Origin of the sequence: Arsenicicoccus dermatophilus (assembly GCF_046267915.1) — a bacterium.
Lineage (GTDB): Bacteria > Actinomycetota > Actinomycetes > Actinomycetales > Dermatophilaceae > Arsenicicoccus > Arsenicicoccus dermatophilus_A.
The window spans coordinates 1,040,621-1,059,105 of sequence record NZ_CP176520.1 but is presented as its reverse complement, the minus strand read 5'-3'; the positions used below and the strand labels follow the sequence as shown (position 1 = coordinate 1,059,105).

Genomic DNA, 18,485 nt, shown 5'->3' with positions numbered 1-18,485 from the left:
CCCCGACCGCGCGACCCCAGCCATCCCAGGAGCCCGCATGAGCGAGACCACCACCACCGCTCCCGAGGCGACGCCCGAGCAGCCGGCCGCCCTACCCACGCTGCTGACCGTCACCAAGGGCGACCCGACGGACGAGGAGCTCGCCGCGCTGCTGGTCGTGGTGGCCGCCGCGTCCGGCGACGAGGCCGACGACGGCGGCCCGCAGCACGGCATCTGGGCCAGCCGCGCCCGCAACCTCGGGGTCTCTTCGCTGGGGCACCGCCGCCGCTCCTCGTGGGCGTGGCGCTCCGCGCGCTGACCTGCCTGCACCTGACCACGGCCCGCCTGCCCGCTCCCCGGAGCGCGGCACGCGGGTCGTGGCCGTGCCAGGTCCGACGAGGTGGGCTACGGTCGGACGGGTGAGCAACCCCAGGATCGCCAGCCCCACCGCCGTCGACCGACTCGCCGAGGAGTTCGTGCGCGAGAGCCTCGCTCTCAGCCCGCTGCTCGCGACCTACATGGGGGTCGGCGGCCACGACGACGAGATCGACGACTTCTCCCCCGACGGCCTGCGCCGGCGCTCGGAGCTGCGCACCCGGACCCTGGCCGCCCTGGCCGCCGTCGAGCCACGGACCGACGCCGATCGCGTCACCGTGGCGGCGATGACCGAGCGGCTCCAGCTGCAGGAGGAAGTCTACGCCGCCGGCCTGGAGGAGGCCTCGCTCAACGTCATCGGCTCGCCGCTGCAGGACATCCGCGCGGTCTTCGACGTCATGCCCCACCACTCCGTGGAGGAGTGGGCGACGATCGCGCTGCGCATGGCCCGGGTCCCCCTCGCGCTGGAGCAGTACCAGGAGTCCTTGCTGACGGCCCGCGAGAAGGGCAACGTCTCCAGCCGCCGACAGGTCGAGGCGTGCGTGCGGCAGTGCCGGGACCTGGTGGCCCCGGACGGCTACTTCGACGGCTTCCTGCGGGGCGCGCTCGCCCCCACCGTGCCCCTGCCCGCCGAGCTGCGCGAGCGGCTGCACAACGAGGTGGGCGCCGCCCGCGCGGCCTACGCGCGGATGGCGGACTTCCTGCGCGACGAGCTGCTCGACGACGCCCCCGAGCAGGACGCGGTCGGCCGGTCGGTCTACGAGCTGTGCTCGCGCCTGTTCCTCGGCGCCACCGTCGACCTGGAGGAGACCTATCGCTGGGGCCAGGAGGAGCTCGCCCGGATCACCGCCCAGATGCAGGAGGTCGCCGAGCAGATCAGCCCGGGCGCCACCGTCGCCGAGGCGATCGCCGTCCTGGATGCCGACCCGGCCTACACCCTGCACGGCACCGACGCGCTGCGCGAGTGGATGCAGGGCAAGGCCGAGGAGGTGATGACCATGCTCGACGGTCGCCACTTCGACATCCCCGACCCGGTGCGCCGGATCGAGTGCTGCATTGCCCCCACCCAGACGGGCGGGATCTACTACACCGCGCCGTCGGACGACTTCTCCCGCCCCGGTCGCATGTGGTGGTCGGTGCCCAAGGGGGTCACCTCCTTCTCCACCTGGCGTGAGCTGACGACCGTCTACCACGAGGGCGTCCCCGGTCATCACCTCCAGCTGGGCCAGGCCGTCGCCAACCGGGAGCAGCTGAACTCCTGGCGGCGCCAGCTGTGCTGGACCTCCGGGCACGGCGAGGGGTGGGCGCTGTACGCCGAGCGGCTGATGGCGGACTTCGGCTACCTGGACGACCCCGGCAACCGCCTGGGCTGGCTGGACGGGCAGTCGCTGCGGGCCGCCCGCGTGGTCCTCGACATCGGGGTGCACTGCGGCTTCGAGGCCCCCGCCGAGGTCGGCGGCGGCGACTGGACCTACGACAAGGCCTGGGCCTTCCTCGACGCCCACGCCGCCATGGACGAGGCCTTCCTGCGCTTCGAGCTGGACCGCTACCTCGGTTGGCCGGGGCAGGCGCCGGCCTACAAGATCGGCGAGCGGCTGTGGCTGCAGCTGCGCGACGAGGTCCAGCAGAGAGAGGGAGAGTCCTTCTCCCTCAAGGATTTCCACCGTCGGGCTCTCGACCTGGGCGGACTGCCCCTGGACGTGCTGCGCGACGCGGTGCTCGGCACCCTGTGACCTGCGCCGCGCGCACCGGGCGGTGACCCGGGTCGCGCTGCGCTGCGCCGCCGAGCCGCGCACCCTCCTGGACGGGCCGGTGCCCGCTAGGGTCGCGGGTATGCCGGTGCCCCTGGTCCTCGCCTCCGCCTCCCCCGCCCGCCTCGCCACCCTCCGGGGTGCCGGTATCGTGCCTCACGTCCAGGTCTCCCAGGTCGACGAGCCGGTGGTGGTGTCCCGGATCGAGGCCGGGCGCGGCCCTCTCTGCCCAGCCGACCACGCCCTGGTGCTGGCCGAGGCCAAGCGCGACGACGTCGCCGAGGCCCTTCAGGTCCAGGGCCGCACGGACCGGCTCGTCCTCGGCTGCGACTCGGTGCTCGAGCTCGACGGCCAGGTCCACGGCAAGCCCGGTCTGGCGCAGGTCGCGATCGAGCGCTGGCGGACCATGCGGGGCCGCTCGGGCACCCTGCACTCCGGGCACGCTCTCATCGACCTGCGCACCGGCAGGTCGGTGAGCCGGACCGCGAGCACCGTGGTGCACTTCGCCGACCTCACCGACGACGAGGTCGTGGAGTACGTCGCCACGGGCGAGCCCCTCCGGGTCGCCGGCGCGTTCACCGTCGACGGCCTCGGCGGGGCGTTCGTCACCGGGATCGAGGGCGACCACCACAACGTCGTCGGCGTCTCCCTGCCGCTGCTGCGAGAGCTGCTGCTGACGCTGGGGGTCGGCTGGTTCGACCTGGAGCGCGTCACCCCCGGCACGACCGTCTGACCTGCGCCAGGACACCGCAACCCGTCCGCGACGGGCGTCCGGGATCGGACGTCCGGCACGACCACCCGGGGTCGCGGCGGAGGGTGGACCTCAGATCACCGTGCGGCAGCCATCTATGCGCCGGCGCGAATTTGTAGTCACCCGTTCGGCGCAACTCCGAGGTACAGCCTGGACATATCCGCCGCGAGCGGGTGTGATCTTCCAATCAGCCTTGGATCGAAGTCTGGCACCTCACAGCCAATTTCGTCCCTGTGGCACCTCCTCCCGCCGGCACCCCCCATCGGCTGGCGGCCTCGAGAAAGACGCACCAGATGAAGCGTTTCACCGTCGCAGCGACCTTCACCCTCGCCTGCGCCACGGCCATCACCCCGATCGCTCTCACCGCCGGCGCCTCGGCCGCCGGTGGCGACAACGGCGGCCGTCAGGCCGTTCTTCTCGCCCCCTCGGCGCGAGCCTCGGCCATGGCCTCGGCGCAGGACGCCGCCGGTGACATGGTCAAGGCGCTCGGTCTGACCTCCGACGACTCCTTCAAGGTCAAGGCCATCATCAAGGACGCCGACGGCTCGACCCACGTCCGCGTCGACCGCTTCCACAAGGGCATCAAGGTCGTCGGCGGCGACCTGATCGTCCACCGCGACAAGGCCGGCAAGGTCACCGGCCACGACGGCATGTTCACCGGCAAGATCACCGTGGACACCAAGCCCTCCATCGCCAAGGCCACCGCCGAGACCAAGGGACTGGCCGCCGCCAAGGCCGAGGCCGGCTCCAGCAAGCAGAAGCGCGGGCTCAACCAGGCCGCCCTGGCCGGCAACACCCTGGTCATCCACGTCGACGACAAGGGCACCCAGAAGCTCGCCTACGAGGTCAAGACCACCGGCTTCGCCAGCGACCGGACCCCCTCGCGGATCAAGTCGTACATCGACGCCGACACCGGCGCGACCATCTCCGCCTACGACGAGATCGCCTTCGGCTCGGGCAACGGCATCTTCGTCGGCAACGTCACGCTGAACACCACCTCGTCCGGGGGCAGCTACCTGCTCAAGAACCCCACCACGGGGAACTACACGACGGACGCGAACAACCAGAAGATCAACGGCACCACCTTCACCGACCCGGACGACACCTGGGGCAACGGCTCCAACTCCAACCGTCAGAGCGCCGGTGTGGATGCGCAGTTCGGTGCGGACAAGACCTTCGAGTACTACAAGAACGTCATGGGCCGCAACGGCATCTGGGACAACGGCACGGGTGCTCGTTCCCGGGTGCACTACGACAACAACTACACCAACGCCTTCTGGGACGGCACCCAGATGACGTACGGCGACGGTGCGGGCAACAACGCCCCGCTGACCGAGATCGACGTCGCCGCGCACGAGATGAGCCACGGCGTCACGGAGAACACCGCCGGTCTGGCCTACGAGGGTGACGCCGGTGGTCTGAACGAGTCCACGTCGGACATCTTCGGCGTGGCGGTGGAGTTTTACGCCAATCTGCCGAAGGACAAGCCGGACTACTTCATGGGCGAGGCCATCAACCTCAACGGCGACGGCACCCCGCTGCGCTACATGGACAAGCCCTCCAAGGACGGCGTGTCCTACGACTGCTGGTCCACCAGCGTGGGCAGCGCCGACCCGCACCACTCCTCCGGCCCGGGCAACCACTGGTTCTACCTCGCCTCCGAGGGTTCCGGCGCCAAGACCATCAACGGGATCAGCTACAACAGCCCCACCTGCAACAACTCCACGGTGACCGGCGCCGGTCGGGAGAACATCGAGAAGGTGTGGTACCGCACCCTGTCGACCAAGCTCACCTCCACGTCCAACTACAAGGCCGCTCGTGAGGGCGCCATCAAGTCGGCCATCGAGCTGTACGGCGAGAACAGCCAGGTCTGCAAGTCGGTCGAGGCCGCCTTCAGCGCGATCTCGGTCCCCGCGGGCACCGCCAAGTGCGGCACCGGCACCCCGACCCCGGCCCCCACCGGCACCGCCACGCCGACCTCCTCGCCGTCGCCGACCGGCACGGCCACGCCGACCAGCACCGGGACCGCGACGCCGACCTCCACGCCGCAGCCCGGCGGCAGCGTCGTCGTCAACGGTGACTTCGAGGCCGGTCAGTCCGGCTGGACCGGCTCGACCGGCCCGATCACCGACAACTCGGGTCGCAAGGCCCACTCCGGCAACTGGAAGCTCTGGCTGGGCGGCAACGGCTCCAGCGGCACCGAGTACGAGCAGCAGACCATCAAGGTCCCGGCCGGCTCACCGAAGCTGACCTACTGGGTGGCCATCGACACCGCCGAGACCTCGTACTACTCCAAGTACGACACCGCCAAGGTCCAGGTCATCGACGACGGCACCAAGGTCGCCTACACCGTGGCCAGCTACTCCAACCTGGACAAGACCAGCGGCTATGTCCAGAAGACCGTCGACCTGTCCTCGTACGCGGGCAAGACGGTCACCCTGAAGTTCACCTCCACCGAGGACTCCATGAACCAGACGTCGTTCGTCTTCGACGACGTCGCGGTCCAGTGACCGGAGCCTGACGGCACCCCGCTCGACGCGAGCGCCCCGGACCTCACGGGTCCGGGGCGCTCGCCCGTGTCGACGGCAGGGTGGCAGCGGCCCGAGGACCCTTGGCGGTCGTCGCAGGTCAGACCGGGGAGATGCCGGTGTGCCGCGCGGTGAAGTAGCGCGAGCGCCCTGAGGCGTAGCCGAGCCGGTGGATGATCTGGGCCCGCAGGTCCTCGGGCTCGCAGATGTCGTCGATCACCAGGTCGGCGGCCAGGCGCTCCAGGTCGATGTCCTTCTCGTACTCCTCGCGTCGTGCCTGCACGAAGGCGTCGCGCTCGGGCCCCTCGGGGATCTCGGCGATCTTGTTGGCGTAGACCGCGTTGACCGCGGCCTCGGGACCCATCACGCCGATGCGCGCCGTCGGCAGCGCGATCGTCGCGTCCGGGGCGAAGCCCGGGCCGCCCATCGCGTAGAGCCCCGCCCCGTAGGCCTTGCGGACGACGACGCACAGCTGGGGCACGGTCGCCGCGGACACGGCATACACCATCTTGGCGCCGTGGCGGATGATCCCGCCGCGCTCCACCTCGGAGCCGATCATGAAGCCGGGCACGTCCGCCAGGTAGACGATCGGGATGGAGTAGGCGTCGCAGGTGGTGATGAACCGCGCGGCCTTGTCGGCCGAGTCGGTGAACAGCACGCCGCCCTTGACCGCGGAGTTGTTGGCGACGAAGCCGACGGTCTGACCGGCCACCCGCCCGTAGCCGACCACGAGCTCGGCCGCGAAGGTGGGCTTGACCTCGAAGAACTGCTCGTCGTCGACGAGCCGGTCGATGACCTGGTGGATGTCGAAGGGCACGGACTCGACCTCGGGGATGTCCGCCCGGGTCAGGGGTTGGACGGGCTCCTCCGCGGCGAACACCGGGGTGGGCGAGCGCCAGGAGAGCGGCATGTAGGAGAAGTACTCCCGCGCCAGGTCGATGGCCTCCTCGTCGTCGGCGGCGAGCAGGTCGCCGACGCCGGACACGGTGCAGTGCATCCGGGCACCGCCGAGGTCCTCCAGCGAGACCTTCTCCCCCACGACCATCTCGGCCATGCGCGGCGACCCGAGATACATGGAGGCGTTGCCGTCGACCATGATCACGACGTCGGTGAAGCTGGGGATGTAGGCCCCGCCGGCCGCGGACGGCCCGAACAGGCAGCAGATCTGGGGCACCTTGCCGGACAGCGCCACCTGGTTGTGGAAGATCCGGCCCGCGCCCCGGCGGCCGGGGAACATCTCTACCTGGTCGGTGATCCGGGCCCCGGCGGAGTCCACGAACCAGAAGACCGGCAGCTCCTCGCGCAGGGCCGTCTCCGTGGCCCGGACGATCTTCTCGACCGTCCGGGCACCCCAGGAGCCCGCCTTGACCGTCGGGTCGTTGGCGACCACGATCGCGGGCCGCCCCGCGACCAGGCCGCGCCCGGTGACGACCCCGTCGGCGGGCAGCCCGCTCGCCGTCGCGTTGGCGTAGCGCCCGTCCTCGACGAAGCTCCCCTCGTCGAAGAGCAGCGCGATGCGGTCGCGGACGTAGAGCTTGCCCTGGGCGGCGAGCTTGTGGGCGGCCTTGGTGGGCGGGGTGGCGGAGGCGGCGTGGGCGGCGGCGAGGCGCGCGCGGACGTCGGCGACCTGGGGATCCGGCTGGTGAGCCATCAGGTGTCCCTTCGGGTGCGGTCGACGGTGCGACCGACGGGTGCGATCAGGGGTATGACGACATGCTGGCGCGCCACAGGACGACGCGCCACCGCGCCTACCGGCGGCGGTCGGGTCCGCCCGCGCGACGACGCCAGGCGCACCCGACCACCCGGGGCAGGTGTCAGGCGGTGGGCAGGCCCAGGCCGCGGCCGATGAGCATGCGCTGCACCTCGGAGGTGCCCTCGCCGATCTCCAGGATCTTGGCGTCGCGGTAGAACCGCGCCACGGGGTACTCCTCCATGAAGCCGTTGCCGCCGAAGATCTGCGTGGCCATCCGGGTGGAGGTCACGGCCGCCTCGGAGGTGTAGAGCTTGGCGATGGCCGCGGCCTGCTTGAACTCCTGCAGGCTGCGACGCCCGGCGTCGAGCTCGTCCTTGAGCCAGGCCGCCTTGTAGGTCAGGTTGCGGGCGTTCTCCAGCATCACGGCCATGTCGGCGAGCTGGAAGGAGACACCCTGGTTGACGCCGATCGGCCGACCGAAGGTCAGGCGGGTCCTGGCGTAGGCGACCGACTCCTCGAGCATGCGCGCGATGCAGCCGACGGCGAGCGCGGCGATGGCCACGCGGCCGTCGTCGAGGGTGGCGAGGAACTGGCCGTAGCCCTTGCCCCGGGTGCCGAGCAGGTTGGCCTCGGGGACGCGGACGTCGGTGAAGGACAGCCCGTGGGTGTCGGAGCTGTTCCACCCGAGCTTGTCGTACGGCGGGGCCACGTCGAAGCCGGGGGTCCCGCTGGGGATCATGATGGCGCTGATCTCGGTCTTGCCGTCCTCGCGGGTGCCGGTGCGGGCGGTGACGGTGACGACCGAGGTGATGTCGGTGCCGGAGTTGGTGATGAAGCTCTTGGCGCCGTTGACGACCCACTCGCCGTCGACCAGCTCGGCGCGGGTCTTGGTGCCACCGGCGTCGGAGCCGGCGTCCGGCTCGGTCAGCCCGAAGCCGGCGAGGGCACGGCCCGCGGCGAGGTCGGGCAGCCAGCGTTCCCGCTGCTCCTGGGTGCCGAAGGTGAGGATCGGGTTGATGCCGAGCCCCACGCCGGCCTCCAGCGTGATCCCCATGGACTGGTCGACCCGGCCGAGCTCCTCGATGGCGAGGCACAGGTAGGTGAACTCGCCGTCGCTGTGCTCGCCCTTGTGGCCACCGAGCTCCTCGGGGACGACCAGGCCGAAGAGTCCGAGCTCGCCCATCCTGGGGATCAGGTCGGCGGGGAAGTGGTGCTCGCGGTCCCACCGGGCGATGTGCGGGGCGATCTCGCCCTCCGCGAAGTCGCGCACGGTGCGACGGAAGTCCTCGTGGTCCTGGGTGAGCTCGAACACGGCGACGCTGCCTCTCGACGGGCTGATGGGGGGGTGACGGGTGGCTTGACGTTGACGTAAACGTAAAGCACGATGCACGGCATGACAACCCCGGACGAGTGGTCGATCGCGCAGATCGCGGACGACTTCGGGGTGACGCACCGCACCGTCCGCCACTACGAGGACCTGGGCCTGCTCTCCCCCGAGCGGCGCGGCACCCAGCGCATCTACCACCGGCGGGAGCGCACCCGGCTCGCGCTCATCCTGCGGGGGAAGCGGCTGGGCTTCCCCCTCGAGGAGATCCGCACCATCGTCGACATGTACGACGAGGCGCAGGGCCCGACCTCACAGCTTCGCTACGTCCTGGACCAGATCGACGACCGTCGCGAGGACCTGCGCCAGCGCCTGGAGGACCTGCGGGCGTCGATGGCCGAGCTCGACCGCTTCGAGCAGCGCTGCCGCGAGGAGCTTGCCCGGCGTGAGCTGCGGTCCGACCCCGGGGCGGCCGCGGCCGACACGGCGGCACACTCCTCCCCTCTTTCGGGCTAGTTACCTCGCTTTGCGTGTGAGTTCAGAGGCGTTCCGCATACGGTCGACGGGTACGCCCACGACCTGAAGGACCTGCATGTCTTCCACCAGCCCGCGACTGCTCGCGTCGGCCGGCACGCTGCTCGCCCTGTCCCTGGTGAGCGTGTCGCCGGCGATGGCGGCAGCCCCGAGCGACCCGGCCGCCCCCGTCCCGGGCGGTCGGCCGGCGCTGCCGGTGACCATGGACCGGGCCGGGAGCGCCTTCACGTCCCTCGCCGCCCCGCTCGAGCTGGACACGGACGGCGACGGGACCCGGGACACCGTGGCCTACCAGCTCACCCTCACGCCGGAGATCGAGCAGGCCACCCGCCTGCAGGTGCGTCAGACCCGGTCCTCGACGGGTACGCGTGCTCCCCAGATCGCCCTGGCCGCCGCGACGCGCGCCCAGCGTCTGGCCCTCGGCCGTCAGGTCCCCGGCGCCGCGGCCCTCGACGCCGACCTCCTCGACCGGGTCGTGGCCGACGCCGCCCAGGTGGCCGTCTGGCACCAGGGCGCCCCGGTCCAGCCTGCCGACCGCCCGTACGCCACCGCCCCGGCGGGCGTCGACCCTGGGGTGCTGGCCGCCGTCCACGTCGCGGTCTACCGGGCCCTGCTCGCCGTGCCGGTCGGCGGCGCCCCCGGCTCCGAGCTCGTCGCCACCACCCCCGCCGGGGTCGTCGCCCGACTGATCCCGGTCGCCGGCACCGCACCCCTGACCCGCACCGTGCCCACGCTGGGCGTGGCGCTGCCCGGCGGCGCCCCCGCCCCGCGCGCCACGACGGCGCCCCCCGCGGCGCCGACGACCCCGAGCGCAGCCCCCACCGCCACCCCCACCGGCGCCCCCACCCCGGCACCGACCTCCCCGGCACCCACCGCCGCTCCGACCCCCGCACCCACCTCCCCGCCCCCCACCGCCGGCACCCCGACCGCGACACCGACGACCGCGCCGCCGACGACCGCGCCGCCGACGGCACAGACCCCGGCCCCCACCGCGACGGCCCCCGGCCCGACGCCCAGCGCGCCGCGTCGTCCGGTTTCCCCGACGCTCCCGCCGGCCTCGGCCGCCCTGCAGCCGGCACGGCAGACGACGGTCCCCGTGCCCGTCACCGTCGTCCTGCCCGGTGACGCCACGACCGGCCCGCAGCGCCGCACCGTCCTCGCGCTCCCCTACGACTTCGACGCCGACGGCGACGGGACCCGCGACACCACCGGCTTCACGCTGGAGCCCGACCTGCCCGTCCCGACGACCAGCTCGGTGACCCTCAGCGGCATCGAGGGCTGGAGCAGCAACAGTGCGCCGTCCGCCGTCCCGGACCCGGCCGAGTGGTCCGCGATCCACGACCGCGTGGCCACCCTCACCGGCCTGGCCGCGACCGCCGACGGCCGCGCCGTCCTGCTGCGCCGCGCCGGGGTGGACCTGTCCGCCGAGCCCGCCGGCGAGCGGGACGCCCTGGTGCTGCAGGCGGTCCAGGTGGCGGTGTGGCAGCTGTCGTCCGACGTCCGACCGGCGGACGACTACACCTACGCCGCCGACCCGCAGGTCCCCGTCACCGGCGACCGGGCCGCGCTGGGCCGGGCCTTCCGCGCGCTGGCAGGACGGCTCGCCGAGCTCCCCGTGGAGGCGTCCGGCTCGGCCGAGGTCTTCCGCGTCGACCTGCCCGCGGCCTCCGCGGACGCGACCGCGCCCACCGTGAGCGGCGGCCGGTCGGCCGTGCGGGCCGCCGGCGCCTACCGCGCCCCCTCCCTCGTGGTGGGCACCGCCCGTCCGAGCCGGGTGCAGGCCCTGGCCGCCGCCCCCGGCCTGCCCGCCGCCCCCGCGCCGAGCGTCGGAGCCCTGCCCCCCGTCGCCGACAAGTACTCCTCCTGCCTCGCGCTCAAGCGCACGGACATCAGCAAGCAGGACGCGGACTACCGCAAGGCGCTCGACAAGGACGGTGACGGGATCGCCTGCGAGAGCAACGCGCAGGACGGCCCCGTCGACCTCGGACGGCCGGTCGGCGCGGCCGCCGCGCCCGTCGCGCCCGTCGTGGTCCAGGCGGCCGCCGCACCCCAGAGCCCGACCGTGGTCCCCACCTCGGCCGCCGCCGCGACCGCCAGCGCCGGCGGCGGCACCGGGATGACCTGCCCCGACTACGCCGCCCAGGGAGTGACCAACATCGCGTCGGGCGACCCGCGCTACACCGCCTCCCTGGACTCGGACGCCGACGGGATCGGCTGCGAGGCGGGCGGGGAGGGCACGGCGCCCGGTCAGCAGCTCGCCCAGACCGGCGCCGACGTGGCGACCCTTCTCGGCGGCGCGGGTGCGCTCCTCGCGGCAGGCGTCGGCCTGGTCCGCGTCGGTCGCCGCCGCCGCCCGGCCGGGCCGCGCTGACCCGGATCCCAGGGGTCGGCCCGCAGACCGGGCAGGGCGCCGACCTCGCCGCCCGTGCCGCGCGGCGGACGACATGCCGTCGCCCGGTCCGCGCACGGGGCCCGACGGTGCCCCGATCGTGATGTGCCGCAAAGGCTTCCTGGCGTCACGGCGGCTCGGACCCAGGCACAATGTGCGCCATGGCCCGACTGAACCGTCCCGCCCGCCTCTCCCTCGCGGCGTTCGTGGCGTCCGCGGCTCTCGCCGGGTGCAGCGACGCCAGCCGGACCACCACCTCGGCGTCCTCGGTCACCGCCGGCTCCGTGGTCCCCGCCGCCACGGTCACCGTCACCTCCACCTCCGCCCCCCGCGCCACCGTCACGGTGACCCGGACCGAGGACGCGCCGCCCGCGACCACGGTGGTGCGACCCGCCGCCGAGGAGACCACCAGGACCATGGTGACCGAGCACGTCGGCACCGCCGCGGCAGCCGGCGTCGCCCCCGCGGGGGACGTCAAGGGCGGGCGGATGCTGCTCATCCTGGACTCCTCGGGGTCGATGGCGGCCAAGGACGCCGCGGGGCGCAGCCGGATGGCAGGCGCCCAGGCGGCGCTGCGCTCGGTGATCGACGGGTTGCCCGACGACGCCCAGGTCGGGCTGCGGGTCTACGGTTCCCGGGTGCGGGTCTCGGGCAAGGCCGCCCCGGGCTCCCCCGCCTGCACCGACAGCCGCCTGGTGGTGCCGGTGGGCCGGCTCGACCGGCGGGCGATGAAGGACCAGATCGCCCGCTTCGCGCCGTACGGCGACACCCCGATCGGCTACACCCTGGAGCAGGTGGTGAGCGACCTCGGCCGCAGCGGGCAGCGGTCGGTGGTGCTCGTCTCGGACGGCGAGGAGTCCTGCTCCGGCGACCCCTGCGCGGTGGCCAGGCGGCTGTCGTCGGAGGGGATCGCCATGAACGTGCACACCGTCGGCCTGGAGGTCGGCGAGGGGGCCAAGCGACAGCTGCAGTGCATCGCGGAGGCCACCGGCGGCAGCTATCACGACGCGACCAGCCGGGACCTCACCCGGACGATCAACGAGACGGTGACCACGGCGCGCGGCACGGGCCGCGCCTGGGGGACGTCGAGCAGCCACCGGGGCCCCGAGCCCGGCGCCCTCGGCGCCACCATCGTGATCGTGTTCCTGCTGTGGTTGCTCACCCGGAGCAAGAAGTAGCCCGGGGGGTCGGCCGTCGGCGACTCCCGGGCCGGCAGGTCGGAGCGCGCCATACGCCTGCAGATCCCCACCCTGAGCATCTCTCGTGTCACGATGGGTGACATGCATGCGCTGCTTGCCGAGCTCCCTGCCGTGGCTGCCGCCGCCTCGACGACGGGCCGTGACGTCGCCATCGCCCTGCTGCTGATCGGGCTCATCGCCTGGCTGCTCAACAACTGAGCGCCGACGCAGATCACACCGCGCACGACGGGCCGCCACGCGCGGGCCGTAATAGGCTCCGGACCATGGCCTCCATCACCAAAGTCCTGATCGCTAACCGTGGCGAGATCGCGGTCCGCGTGGCCCGTGCCTGCACGGACGCGGGCATCGCCTCGGTCGCCGTCTACGCCGAGCCCGACCGCGACGCCCTCCACGTCAAGGTCGCCGACGAGGCCTACGCCCTCGGGGGGTCCACGCCCGGCGAGTCCTACCTCGTCCAGGACACGCTCCTGCGGATCGCCGCGGAGTCCGGGGCCGACGCCGTGCACCCCGGCTACGGTTTCCTGTCGGAGAACGCCGAGTTCGCCCAGGCCGTGATCGACGCAGGCCTGATCTGGATCGGCCCGCCGCCGGCCGCCATCGACTCCCTCGGCGACAAGGTCAAGGCTCGTCACATCGCCACGAAGGCCGACGCGCCCCTCGTGCCGGGGACCAAGGACCCGGTCGAGTCCGCCGACGAGGTCGAGGCCTTCGCCCAGGAGCACGGCCTGCCCGTCGCCATCAAGGCGGCCTACGGCGGCGGCGGGCGCGGCCTCAAGGTCGCCCGCAGCCTGGAGGAGATCCCCGAGCTCTACGACTCGGCCGTCCGCGAGGCCGTGACGGCCTTCGGCCGCGGCGAGTGCTTCGTCGAGCGCTTCCTGGACAAGCCGCGGCACGTCGAGACCCAGTGCCTCGCCGACCAGCACGGCAACGTCGTCGTCGTCTCCACCCGCGACTGCTCGCTGCAGCGCCGCAACCAGAAGCTCGTCGAGGAGGCACCCGCACCGTTCCTCACCGACGAGCAGAACGCCGAGCTCGTCCGGGCCTCCAAGGCCATCCTCACGGAGGCGGGCTACCACGGCGCCGGCACCTGCGAGTTCCTCGTCGGCCAGGACGGGGTGATCTCCTTCCTCGAGGTCAACACCCGCCTGCAGGTGGAGCACCCGGTCTCCGAGGAGGTCACCGGCATCGACCTGGTCCGCGAGATGTTCCGCATCGCCGAGGGCCAGGAGCTGGGCTACGACGACCCGCAGGTCCACGCCCACTCCATCGAGTTCCGCCTCAACGGCGAGGACGCGGGCCGCAACTTCCTGCCCGCCCCCGGCACGGTCACCCGCTTCGAGCCCCCGGCCGGGCCCGGCGTCCGACTGGACACCGGCATCGTCGAGGGCGACGTCATCGGCGGCAGCTTCGACTCGATGCTGGCCAAGCTGATCGTCACCGGCGCCACCCGGCAGCAGGCGATGGAGCGGGCCCGCCGCGCGCTCGACGAGTTCCAGATCGAGGGCATGCCCACGGTGCTGCCCTTCCACCGCAAGGTCGTCCGCGACGAGGCCTTCGCCCCGGCCGACCCGCGGCAGCCGTTCACGGTGCACACCCGGTGGATCGAGACCGAGTTCGCCAACGACGTCGAGCCCTTCGGCGGCGGTGCGGGCGACGCACCCGAGCCCGAGGAGCGGCAGAAGGTCGTCGTCGAGATCGGCGGCAAGCGCCTGGAGGTGTCCCTGCCCGGCACCCTGTCCCTGGGTGGTGGCGGCTCCGCCTCGACGGCCAAGAAGAAGGCCCCCCGCCGCGCGGGTGGCGCTCGGGCGGGCGGCGCCATGGCGTCGGGCGACTCGCTGACGGCGCCCATGCAGGGCACCATCGTCAAGATCGCCGTCGATGAGGGTCAGCAGGTCCAGGCCGGCGAGCTGGTCCTGGTCCTGGAGGCGATGAAGATGGAGCAGCCGATCAACGCGCACAAGGCCGGCACCGTCACCGGCATCACCGCCGCGGTGGGCGAGACCGTGTCCAACGGCGCCGTGCTCATGGAGATCAAGGACGCCGACTGACCTACCGGCGGTCGTCGGATCGGCCGGGGTTCGACGCCCAGGCCGATCCGACCGCCCCCGGCGAGTCCGCGGACGACCAGGCCCGGCCTACCTCACCAGAGGAGGTATGCCGGGCCCGCCGTCGTACGTGCGCACCCGCCCCCGGCGGTGACGGTCCTTCCCGACCTGGCGGGCGGGGAAGCCGCCCGCAGGGCCGGCGGCGGGATCAGCCCGGCAGCGCGGCCAGGACGGCCTTGACGAAGGCCGGGATGTCGTCCGGGTTGCGGCTGGTGATGAGGTTTCCGCCGACGACGACCTCTTCGTCGACCCACTCACCGCCCGCGTTGCGGATGTCCGTCCGGACGCTGGGCCAGGACGCCAGGCGGCGGCCCTGGACCACGTCGGCCTCGACGAGGACCCACGCGGCGTGGCAGATCGCGGCCACCGGCTTGCCGGAGCCGACGAACTCCGTGACGAAGGACACCGCGTCGTCCTCCATCCGCAGCGCGTCGGGGTTGGCCACGCCGCCGGGCAGGACGAGGGCGGCGTAGTCGTCGGTCCGCGCCTGGGAGACCACGACGTCGACCGGGCGCTTCTCGGCCTTGTCGAGGTGGTCGAAGGTCTGGACCTCCCCGGTCTCGATGCTGATGAGGACGGGCTCGTGCCCGGCCTCGATGACGGCGTCCCACGGCTCGGTGAGCTCGACGCGCTCGATGCCCTCGCCGGCGACGAGGAATGCGACCTTGGACATGGTGCTACCTCCTGGGGATACGAGAGAGGGACGGTCACCCGTCCCCCACCTCGTGCCCTACCCCCGCCCACCCGGGTCTCAAACCCCGTCGGGCCGCGCGTCGCTCACTCCGCCGTGTGCAGCCGGCGCGCCGCCTCGGCGATGGAGCCGGTCATCGACGGATAGACGGTGAAGGTGTGCGCGACCTGATCGACGGTGAGGCGGTTCTCCACGGCCAGGGCGACGGGGAAGATCAGCTCGGAGGCCTTCGGCGCCACCACGACCCCGCCCATGAGCAGCCCCGACGCCTTGCGGGCGTAAAGCTTGACGAAGCCGTCGGTGAACTGGTCCATCTTGGAGCGCGGGTTGGTGTCCAGCGGCATCATGATCTCGCGGACGTCGAGCTCCTGGTCGGCGATGTCCTTGGCGGACACGCCGACGGTGGCGATCTCGGGGTCGGTGAAGATCGTCGCGGACACGCCGTGCAGGTTGAGCGGCTGGACGGCGTCGCCCAGGGCGTGCCACATCGCGGTGCGCCCCTGCATCGCCGCCACCGAGGCGAGCGGCAGGGCGGCCGTGCAGTCGCCCGCGGCATAGATGCCGTTGACGCTGGTGCGCGACACCCGGTCCACCTCGATGTGTCCGGACCCGGTGAGCTGGACCCCGCACTCGGCCAGCCCCAGGCCCTCGGTGGCGGGCACCGACCCGACCGCCATGATGCAGTGGCTGCCCTCGACGGTGCGGCCGTCGGTGAGCGTGGCGACGACGCGGTCGCCCACCCGCTCGACGGTCTCGGCGCGAGAGCGGTTGAGCACCACCATGCCGCGCCGGCGGAAGACGTCCTCGATGACGCGGGCGGCGTCCGGGTCCTCGCCGGGCAGGACGTGGTCGCGCGAGGAGATCAGCGTGACCTTGCTGCCCAGCGCGAGATAGGCGTGGGCGAGCTCTGCGCCGGTGACGCCGGAGCCGACGACGACGAGGTGCTCGGGCACCTCGGGCAGCGCCCAGATCTGCTTCCAGGTGAGGATCCGCTCACCGTCGGGACGGGCGCTCGCGAGGACCCGCGGGGTGGCGCCGACCGACACGAGCACGACGTCGGCGTCGAGCACCTCCTCGGCGTGGTCGCGCTCGACCCCCGGCTGGTCCTCCTCGGTGACGTGCTCCGGCGCCGTCGCCACGACGGGTGTCACCGAGACCTTGCCGGGGGCGACGAGCCGGCCGACGCCCTTGACCACGGTGATGCCCTCGCTGAGGAGGCGGGCCTCGATGTCCTGGGACTGCCGCACCGCCAGGCGCAGGATCCGGGCGTTGACCTCGGGCAGGTCGGCCACCGCGACGTCGTCGGCCTCCAGGTCCGAGCTCTGCCCGGTCGTGGGGTCCTCGAGGTGCACCCCCATGTCCCTGCTCTGCGACATACGCGTCATGAAGCTCGCGGTGGAGATCAGGGCCTTGCTGGGGACGCAGTCGGTGAGGACCGCCGCACCGCCCAGGCCGTCCCGGTCGACCACGGTGACGGTGGCGCCGAGCTGAGCGGCGACGAGGGCCGCCTCGTAGCCGCCCGGGCCACCACCGAGGATCACGACAGACTGGTTGCGTTCGATCACGGGTCCATCCAACCATCACGACGCGTATGCCGGGGCACGGACCTTGCGTGACCGACGTGTCCCGATTCCCTAGCCTGGGTCCCATGAACCTGGGCGTGGACCTCGGCACCACCCGCACGATCGTCGCCACCGCAGACCGGGGCAACTATCCGGTCGTCACCTTCTACGACAACCACGGGGACGCGAGCGATCACGTCCCCTCCCTCGTCGCCCGCGACGGGGACCTGCTCCGGCACGGCTTCGACGCCCTGCGCGCCGCCGCCGACGGGGCCGAGCTCACCCGATCCTTCAAGCGGGTCCTGTCGGACCCCCTCGTGACCGCGCAGACCCCGGTGGTGGTGGGCGGCCGCCCGGTGCCGGTCCTGGCGCTGCTGACGGCCTACCTGGGCGCGCTGCGCACCCAGCTGGTCGAGCGCTCCAGCCTGTCGCCGCACCTGACCCACGACAGCGAGCTCCGTGCCGCGGTCGGGGTCCCGGCCCACGCGCACGGGGCGCAGCGCTTCCTGACGCTGGAGGCCTTCCGGCGGGCGGGTTTCACCGTGGTCGCCATGCTCAACGAGCCGTCCGCGGCGGGCTTCGAGTTCACCCACCGCCAGGCCCGCGCCCTCTCCCGCACCCGGACCCAGGTCGTGGTCTACGACCTCGGCGGCGGGACCTTCGACGCGTCCGTGGTGGACGTCGCCGGCACCCACCACGAGGTGCTCGGCTCGGCGGGCCTGAACCACCTGGGCGGCGACGACGTGGACGAGGTGATCGCGGCCCTGGCGGCCGAGCACGCGGGCACGACCCTTGCCGAGCTGCCCCGCGCCGCCCGGGCCGCCCTGCTGGACCAGTCCCGGGACGCCAAGGAGCGGTTGTCCCCGCAGACCCGCCGGATGCTGCTGGACGTGGCGGGCCGCGACATCAAGGTCGACGTGGCCGAGGCCTACCAGCGGGTGGCGCCGCTGGTGCAGCGGTCGGTGGACCGCATGGCTCCGCTCGTGGACGGCATCGACGACGGCGGTCTCGCGGGGATCTACCTCGTCGGCGGGGGCAGCGGGCTGCCCCTCGTGCCGCGACTGCTGCGGGAGCGCTTCGGACGCCGCGTGCACCGCTCCCCCCTGCCGGCGGCCTCCACGGCGGTCGGGCTCGCCATCGCCGCGGACGGCACCGAGGGCTACTCGCTGCGCGACCGGTTGTCGCGGGGCTTCGGGGTCTTCCGCGAGCTGCGCGACGGCGAGGCCTTCTCCTTCGACCCGATCTACGGCCGCGAGGACGTGCTCGACCCCTCGGCCGCGCGGGTGGTGACCCGTCGCTATCGCGCGGCCCACAACGTCGGGTGCTACCGGTACGTCGAGCACTCCGGCCTCACCCCGAGCGGCGACCCCTCCGGGGACCTGATGCCCTTCGCCGAGGTGGTGTTCCCCTTCGACCCGACGCTGCGGGACGGCCGGGGCCTGGTCGGCGCGACCGTCGAGCGGCGCCCCGGGGGCCCGCTGGTCGAGGAGCGCTACGTCCTGGACGAGCACGGGATCGTCCAGGTGAGCCTGACCGACCTGGAGACCGGCTACGCCCAGACGCACGCCCTCCGGGTGCCGGTCCGGGCCGCCCACTAGGGTGCG

Annotated in this window: 14 protein-coding genes; 10 read left to right on the top strand and 4 right to left on the bottom strand. The window is 72.8% G+C overall.

Going from position 1 to position 18,485, the window contains the following annotated elements; all coding sequences use genetic code 11:
* The first annotated feature begins 37 nt into the window (after window positions 1–37).
* The 4 genes from ACK2IS_RS05265 (at window position 38) to ACK2IS_RS05250 (ending at window position 5,366) form a co-directional block, all read left to right on the top strand.
* A complete protein-coding gene (locus ACK2IS_RS05265; RefSeq protein WP_409485098.1) occupies window positions 38–298 on the top strand; it encodes an acyl-CoA carboxylase epsilon subunit in 261 nt (86 codons plus the stop codon).
* A 100-nt stretch (window positions 299–398) separates the two neighbouring features.
* Entirely contained in the window at window positions 399–2,087 is a 1,689-nt protein-coding gene (locus ACK2IS_RS05260) for a DUF885 domain-containing protein (RefSeq protein WP_409485097.1), read from the top strand.
* Window positions 2,088–2,187: 100 nt separating this feature from the next.
* Window positions 2,188–2,838, top strand: a complete 651-nt coding sequence (locus tag ACK2IS_RS05255) for a Maf family protein (protein ID WP_409485096.1) — start codon at window positions 2,188–2,190, stop codon at window positions 2,836–2,838.
* A 311-nt stretch (window positions 2,839–3,149) separates the two neighbouring features.
* Window positions 3,150–5,366 (top strand): M4 family metallopeptidase, encoded by a 2,217-nt coding sequence (locus ACK2IS_RS05250; protein ID WP_409485095.1) that lies wholly within the window; start codon window positions 3,150–3,152, stop codon window positions 5,364–5,366.
* 118 nt (window positions 5,367–5,484) lie between these two features.
* Here ACK2IS_RS05250 and ACK2IS_RS05245 read toward each other — a convergent pair whose 3' ends face one another.
* Together ACK2IS_RS05245 and ACK2IS_RS05240 are read right to left on the bottom strand one after the other, a co-directional pair.
* The gene (locus ACK2IS_RS05245; protein ID WP_409485094.1) at window positions 5,485–7,035 is read right to left on the bottom strand and encodes an acyl-CoA carboxylase subunit beta; all 1,551 of its coding nucleotides are present in this window, start codon (window positions 7,033–7,035) and stop codon (window positions 5,485–5,487) included.
* 163 nt (window positions 7,036–7,198) lie between these two features.
* Window positions 7,199–8,389 carry an acyl-CoA dehydrogenase family protein gene (locus tag ACK2IS_RS05240; protein WP_409485093.1) on the bottom strand — a complete coding sequence of 397 codons (1,191 nt, stop codon included), beginning with the start codon at window positions 8,387–8,389 and terminating at the stop codon, window positions 7,199–7,201.
* Window positions 8,390–8,470: 81 nt separating this feature from the next.
* On the opposite strand from ACK2IS_RS05240, the gene ACK2IS_RS05235 reads away from it, so the two are divergent.
* From ACK2IS_RS05235 to ACK2IS_RS05215, 5 genes are all read left to right on the top strand, one after another.
* The gene (locus ACK2IS_RS05235) at window positions 8,471–8,917 is read left to right on the top strand and encodes a MerR family transcriptional regulator (protein ID WP_409485092.1); all 447 of its coding nucleotides are present in this window, start codon (window positions 8,471–8,473) and stop codon (window positions 8,915–8,917) included.
* A 76-nt stretch (window positions 8,918–8,993) separates the two neighbouring features.
* Window positions 8,994–11,306: an excalibur calcium-binding domain-containing protein gene (locus ACK2IS_RS05230; protein ID WP_409485091.1), complete on the top strand. Its 2,313-nt coding sequence runs from the start codon at window positions 8,994–8,996 to the stop codon at window positions 11,304–11,306.
* A 179-nt stretch (window positions 11,307–11,485) separates the two neighbouring features.
* Window positions 11,486–12,502 (top strand): vWA domain-containing protein, encoded by a 1,017-nt coding sequence (locus tag ACK2IS_RS05225; protein WP_409485090.1) that lies wholly within the window; start codon window positions 11,486–11,488, stop codon window positions 12,500–12,502.
* Between the two features lie 93 nt (window positions 12,503–12,595).
* The gene (locus tag ACK2IS_RS05220; RefSeq protein WP_409485089.1) at window positions 12,596–12,721 is read left to right on the top strand and encodes a hypothetical protein; all 126 of its coding nucleotides are present in this window, start codon (window positions 12,596–12,598) and stop codon (window positions 12,719–12,721) included.
* A gap of 65 nt (window positions 12,722–12,786) precedes the next feature.
* Complete coding sequence (locus ACK2IS_RS05215; RefSeq protein ID WP_409485088.1) at window positions 12,787–14,571, top strand: acetyl/propionyl/methylcrotonyl-CoA carboxylase subunit alpha; 1,785 nt, start codon at window positions 12,787–12,789, stop codon at window positions 14,569–14,571.
* A gap of 205 nt (window positions 14,572–14,776) precedes the next feature.
* On the opposite strand, the gene ACK2IS_RS05210 is transcribed toward ACK2IS_RS05215, so the two are convergent.
* A complete protein-coding gene (locus ACK2IS_RS05210; RefSeq protein WP_409485087.1) occupies window positions 14,777–15,301 on the bottom strand; it encodes a type 1 glutamine amidotransferase domain-containing protein in 525 nt (174 codons plus the stop codon).
* Between the two features lie 104 nt (window positions 15,302–15,405).
* A complete protein-coding gene (locus ACK2IS_RS05205) occupies window positions 15,406–16,884 on the bottom strand; it encodes an NAD(P)H-quinone dehydrogenase (RefSeq protein ID WP_409485086.1) in 1,479 nt (492 codons plus the stop codon).
* A gap of 83 nt (window positions 16,885–16,967) precedes the next feature.
* Between ACK2IS_RS05205 and ACK2IS_RS05200 the strand changes: the two genes are divergently transcribed.
* The gene (locus tag ACK2IS_RS05200; protein WP_409485085.1) at window positions 16,968–18,479 is read left to right on the top strand and encodes an Hsp70 family protein; all 1,512 of its coding nucleotides are present in this window, start codon (window positions 16,968–16,970) and stop codon (window positions 18,477–18,479) included.
* Window positions 18,480–18,485: the final 6 nt, after the last annotated feature.

Excerpts from the sequence above, each read along its gene's own strand:
- ACK2IS_RS05265 (WP_409485098.1), top strand. The coding sequence starts at position 38 with ATGAGCGAGACCACCACCACCGCTCCCGAGGCGACGCCCGAGCAGCCG.
- ACK2IS_RS05255 (WP_409485096.1), top strand. The coding sequence starts at position 2,188 with ATGCCGGTGCCCCTGGTCCTCGCCTCCGCCTCCCCCGCCCGCCTCGCC.
- ACK2IS_RS05250 (WP_409485095.1), top strand. The coding sequence starts at position 3,150 with ATGAAGCGTTTCACCGTCGCAGCGACCTTCACCCTCGCCTGCGCCACG.
- ACK2IS_RS05245 (WP_409485094.1), bottom strand. The coding sequence starts at position 7,035 with ATGGCTCACCAGCCGGATCCCCAGGTCGCCGACGTCCGCGCGCGCCTC.
- ACK2IS_RS05235 (WP_409485092.1), top strand. The coding sequence starts at position 8,471 with ATGACAACCCCGGACGAGTGGTCGATCGCGCAGATCGCGGACGACTTC.
- ACK2IS_RS05230 (WP_409485091.1), top strand. The coding sequence starts at position 8,994 with ATGTCTTCCACCAGCCCGCGACTGCTCGCGTCGGCCGGCACGCTGCTC.
- ACK2IS_RS05225 (WP_409485090.1), top strand. The coding sequence starts at position 11,486 with ATGGCCCGACTGAACCGTCCCGCCCGCCTCTCCCTCGCGGCGTTCGTG.
- ACK2IS_RS05220 (WP_409485089.1), top strand. The coding sequence starts at position 12,596 with ATGGGTGACATGCATGCGCTGCTTGCCGAGCTCCCTGCCGTGGCTGCC.
- ACK2IS_RS05215 (WP_409485088.1), top strand. The coding sequence starts at position 12,787 with ATGGCCTCCATCACCAAAGTCCTGATCGCTAACCGTGGCGAGATCGCG.
- ACK2IS_RS05210 (WP_409485087.1), bottom strand. The coding sequence starts at position 15,301 with ATGTCCAAGGTCGCATTCCTCGTCGCCGGCGAGGGCATCGAGCGCGTC.
- ACK2IS_RS05200 (WP_409485085.1), top strand. The coding sequence starts at position 16,968 with ATGAACCTGGGCGTGGACCTCGGCACCACCCGCACGATCGTCGCCACC.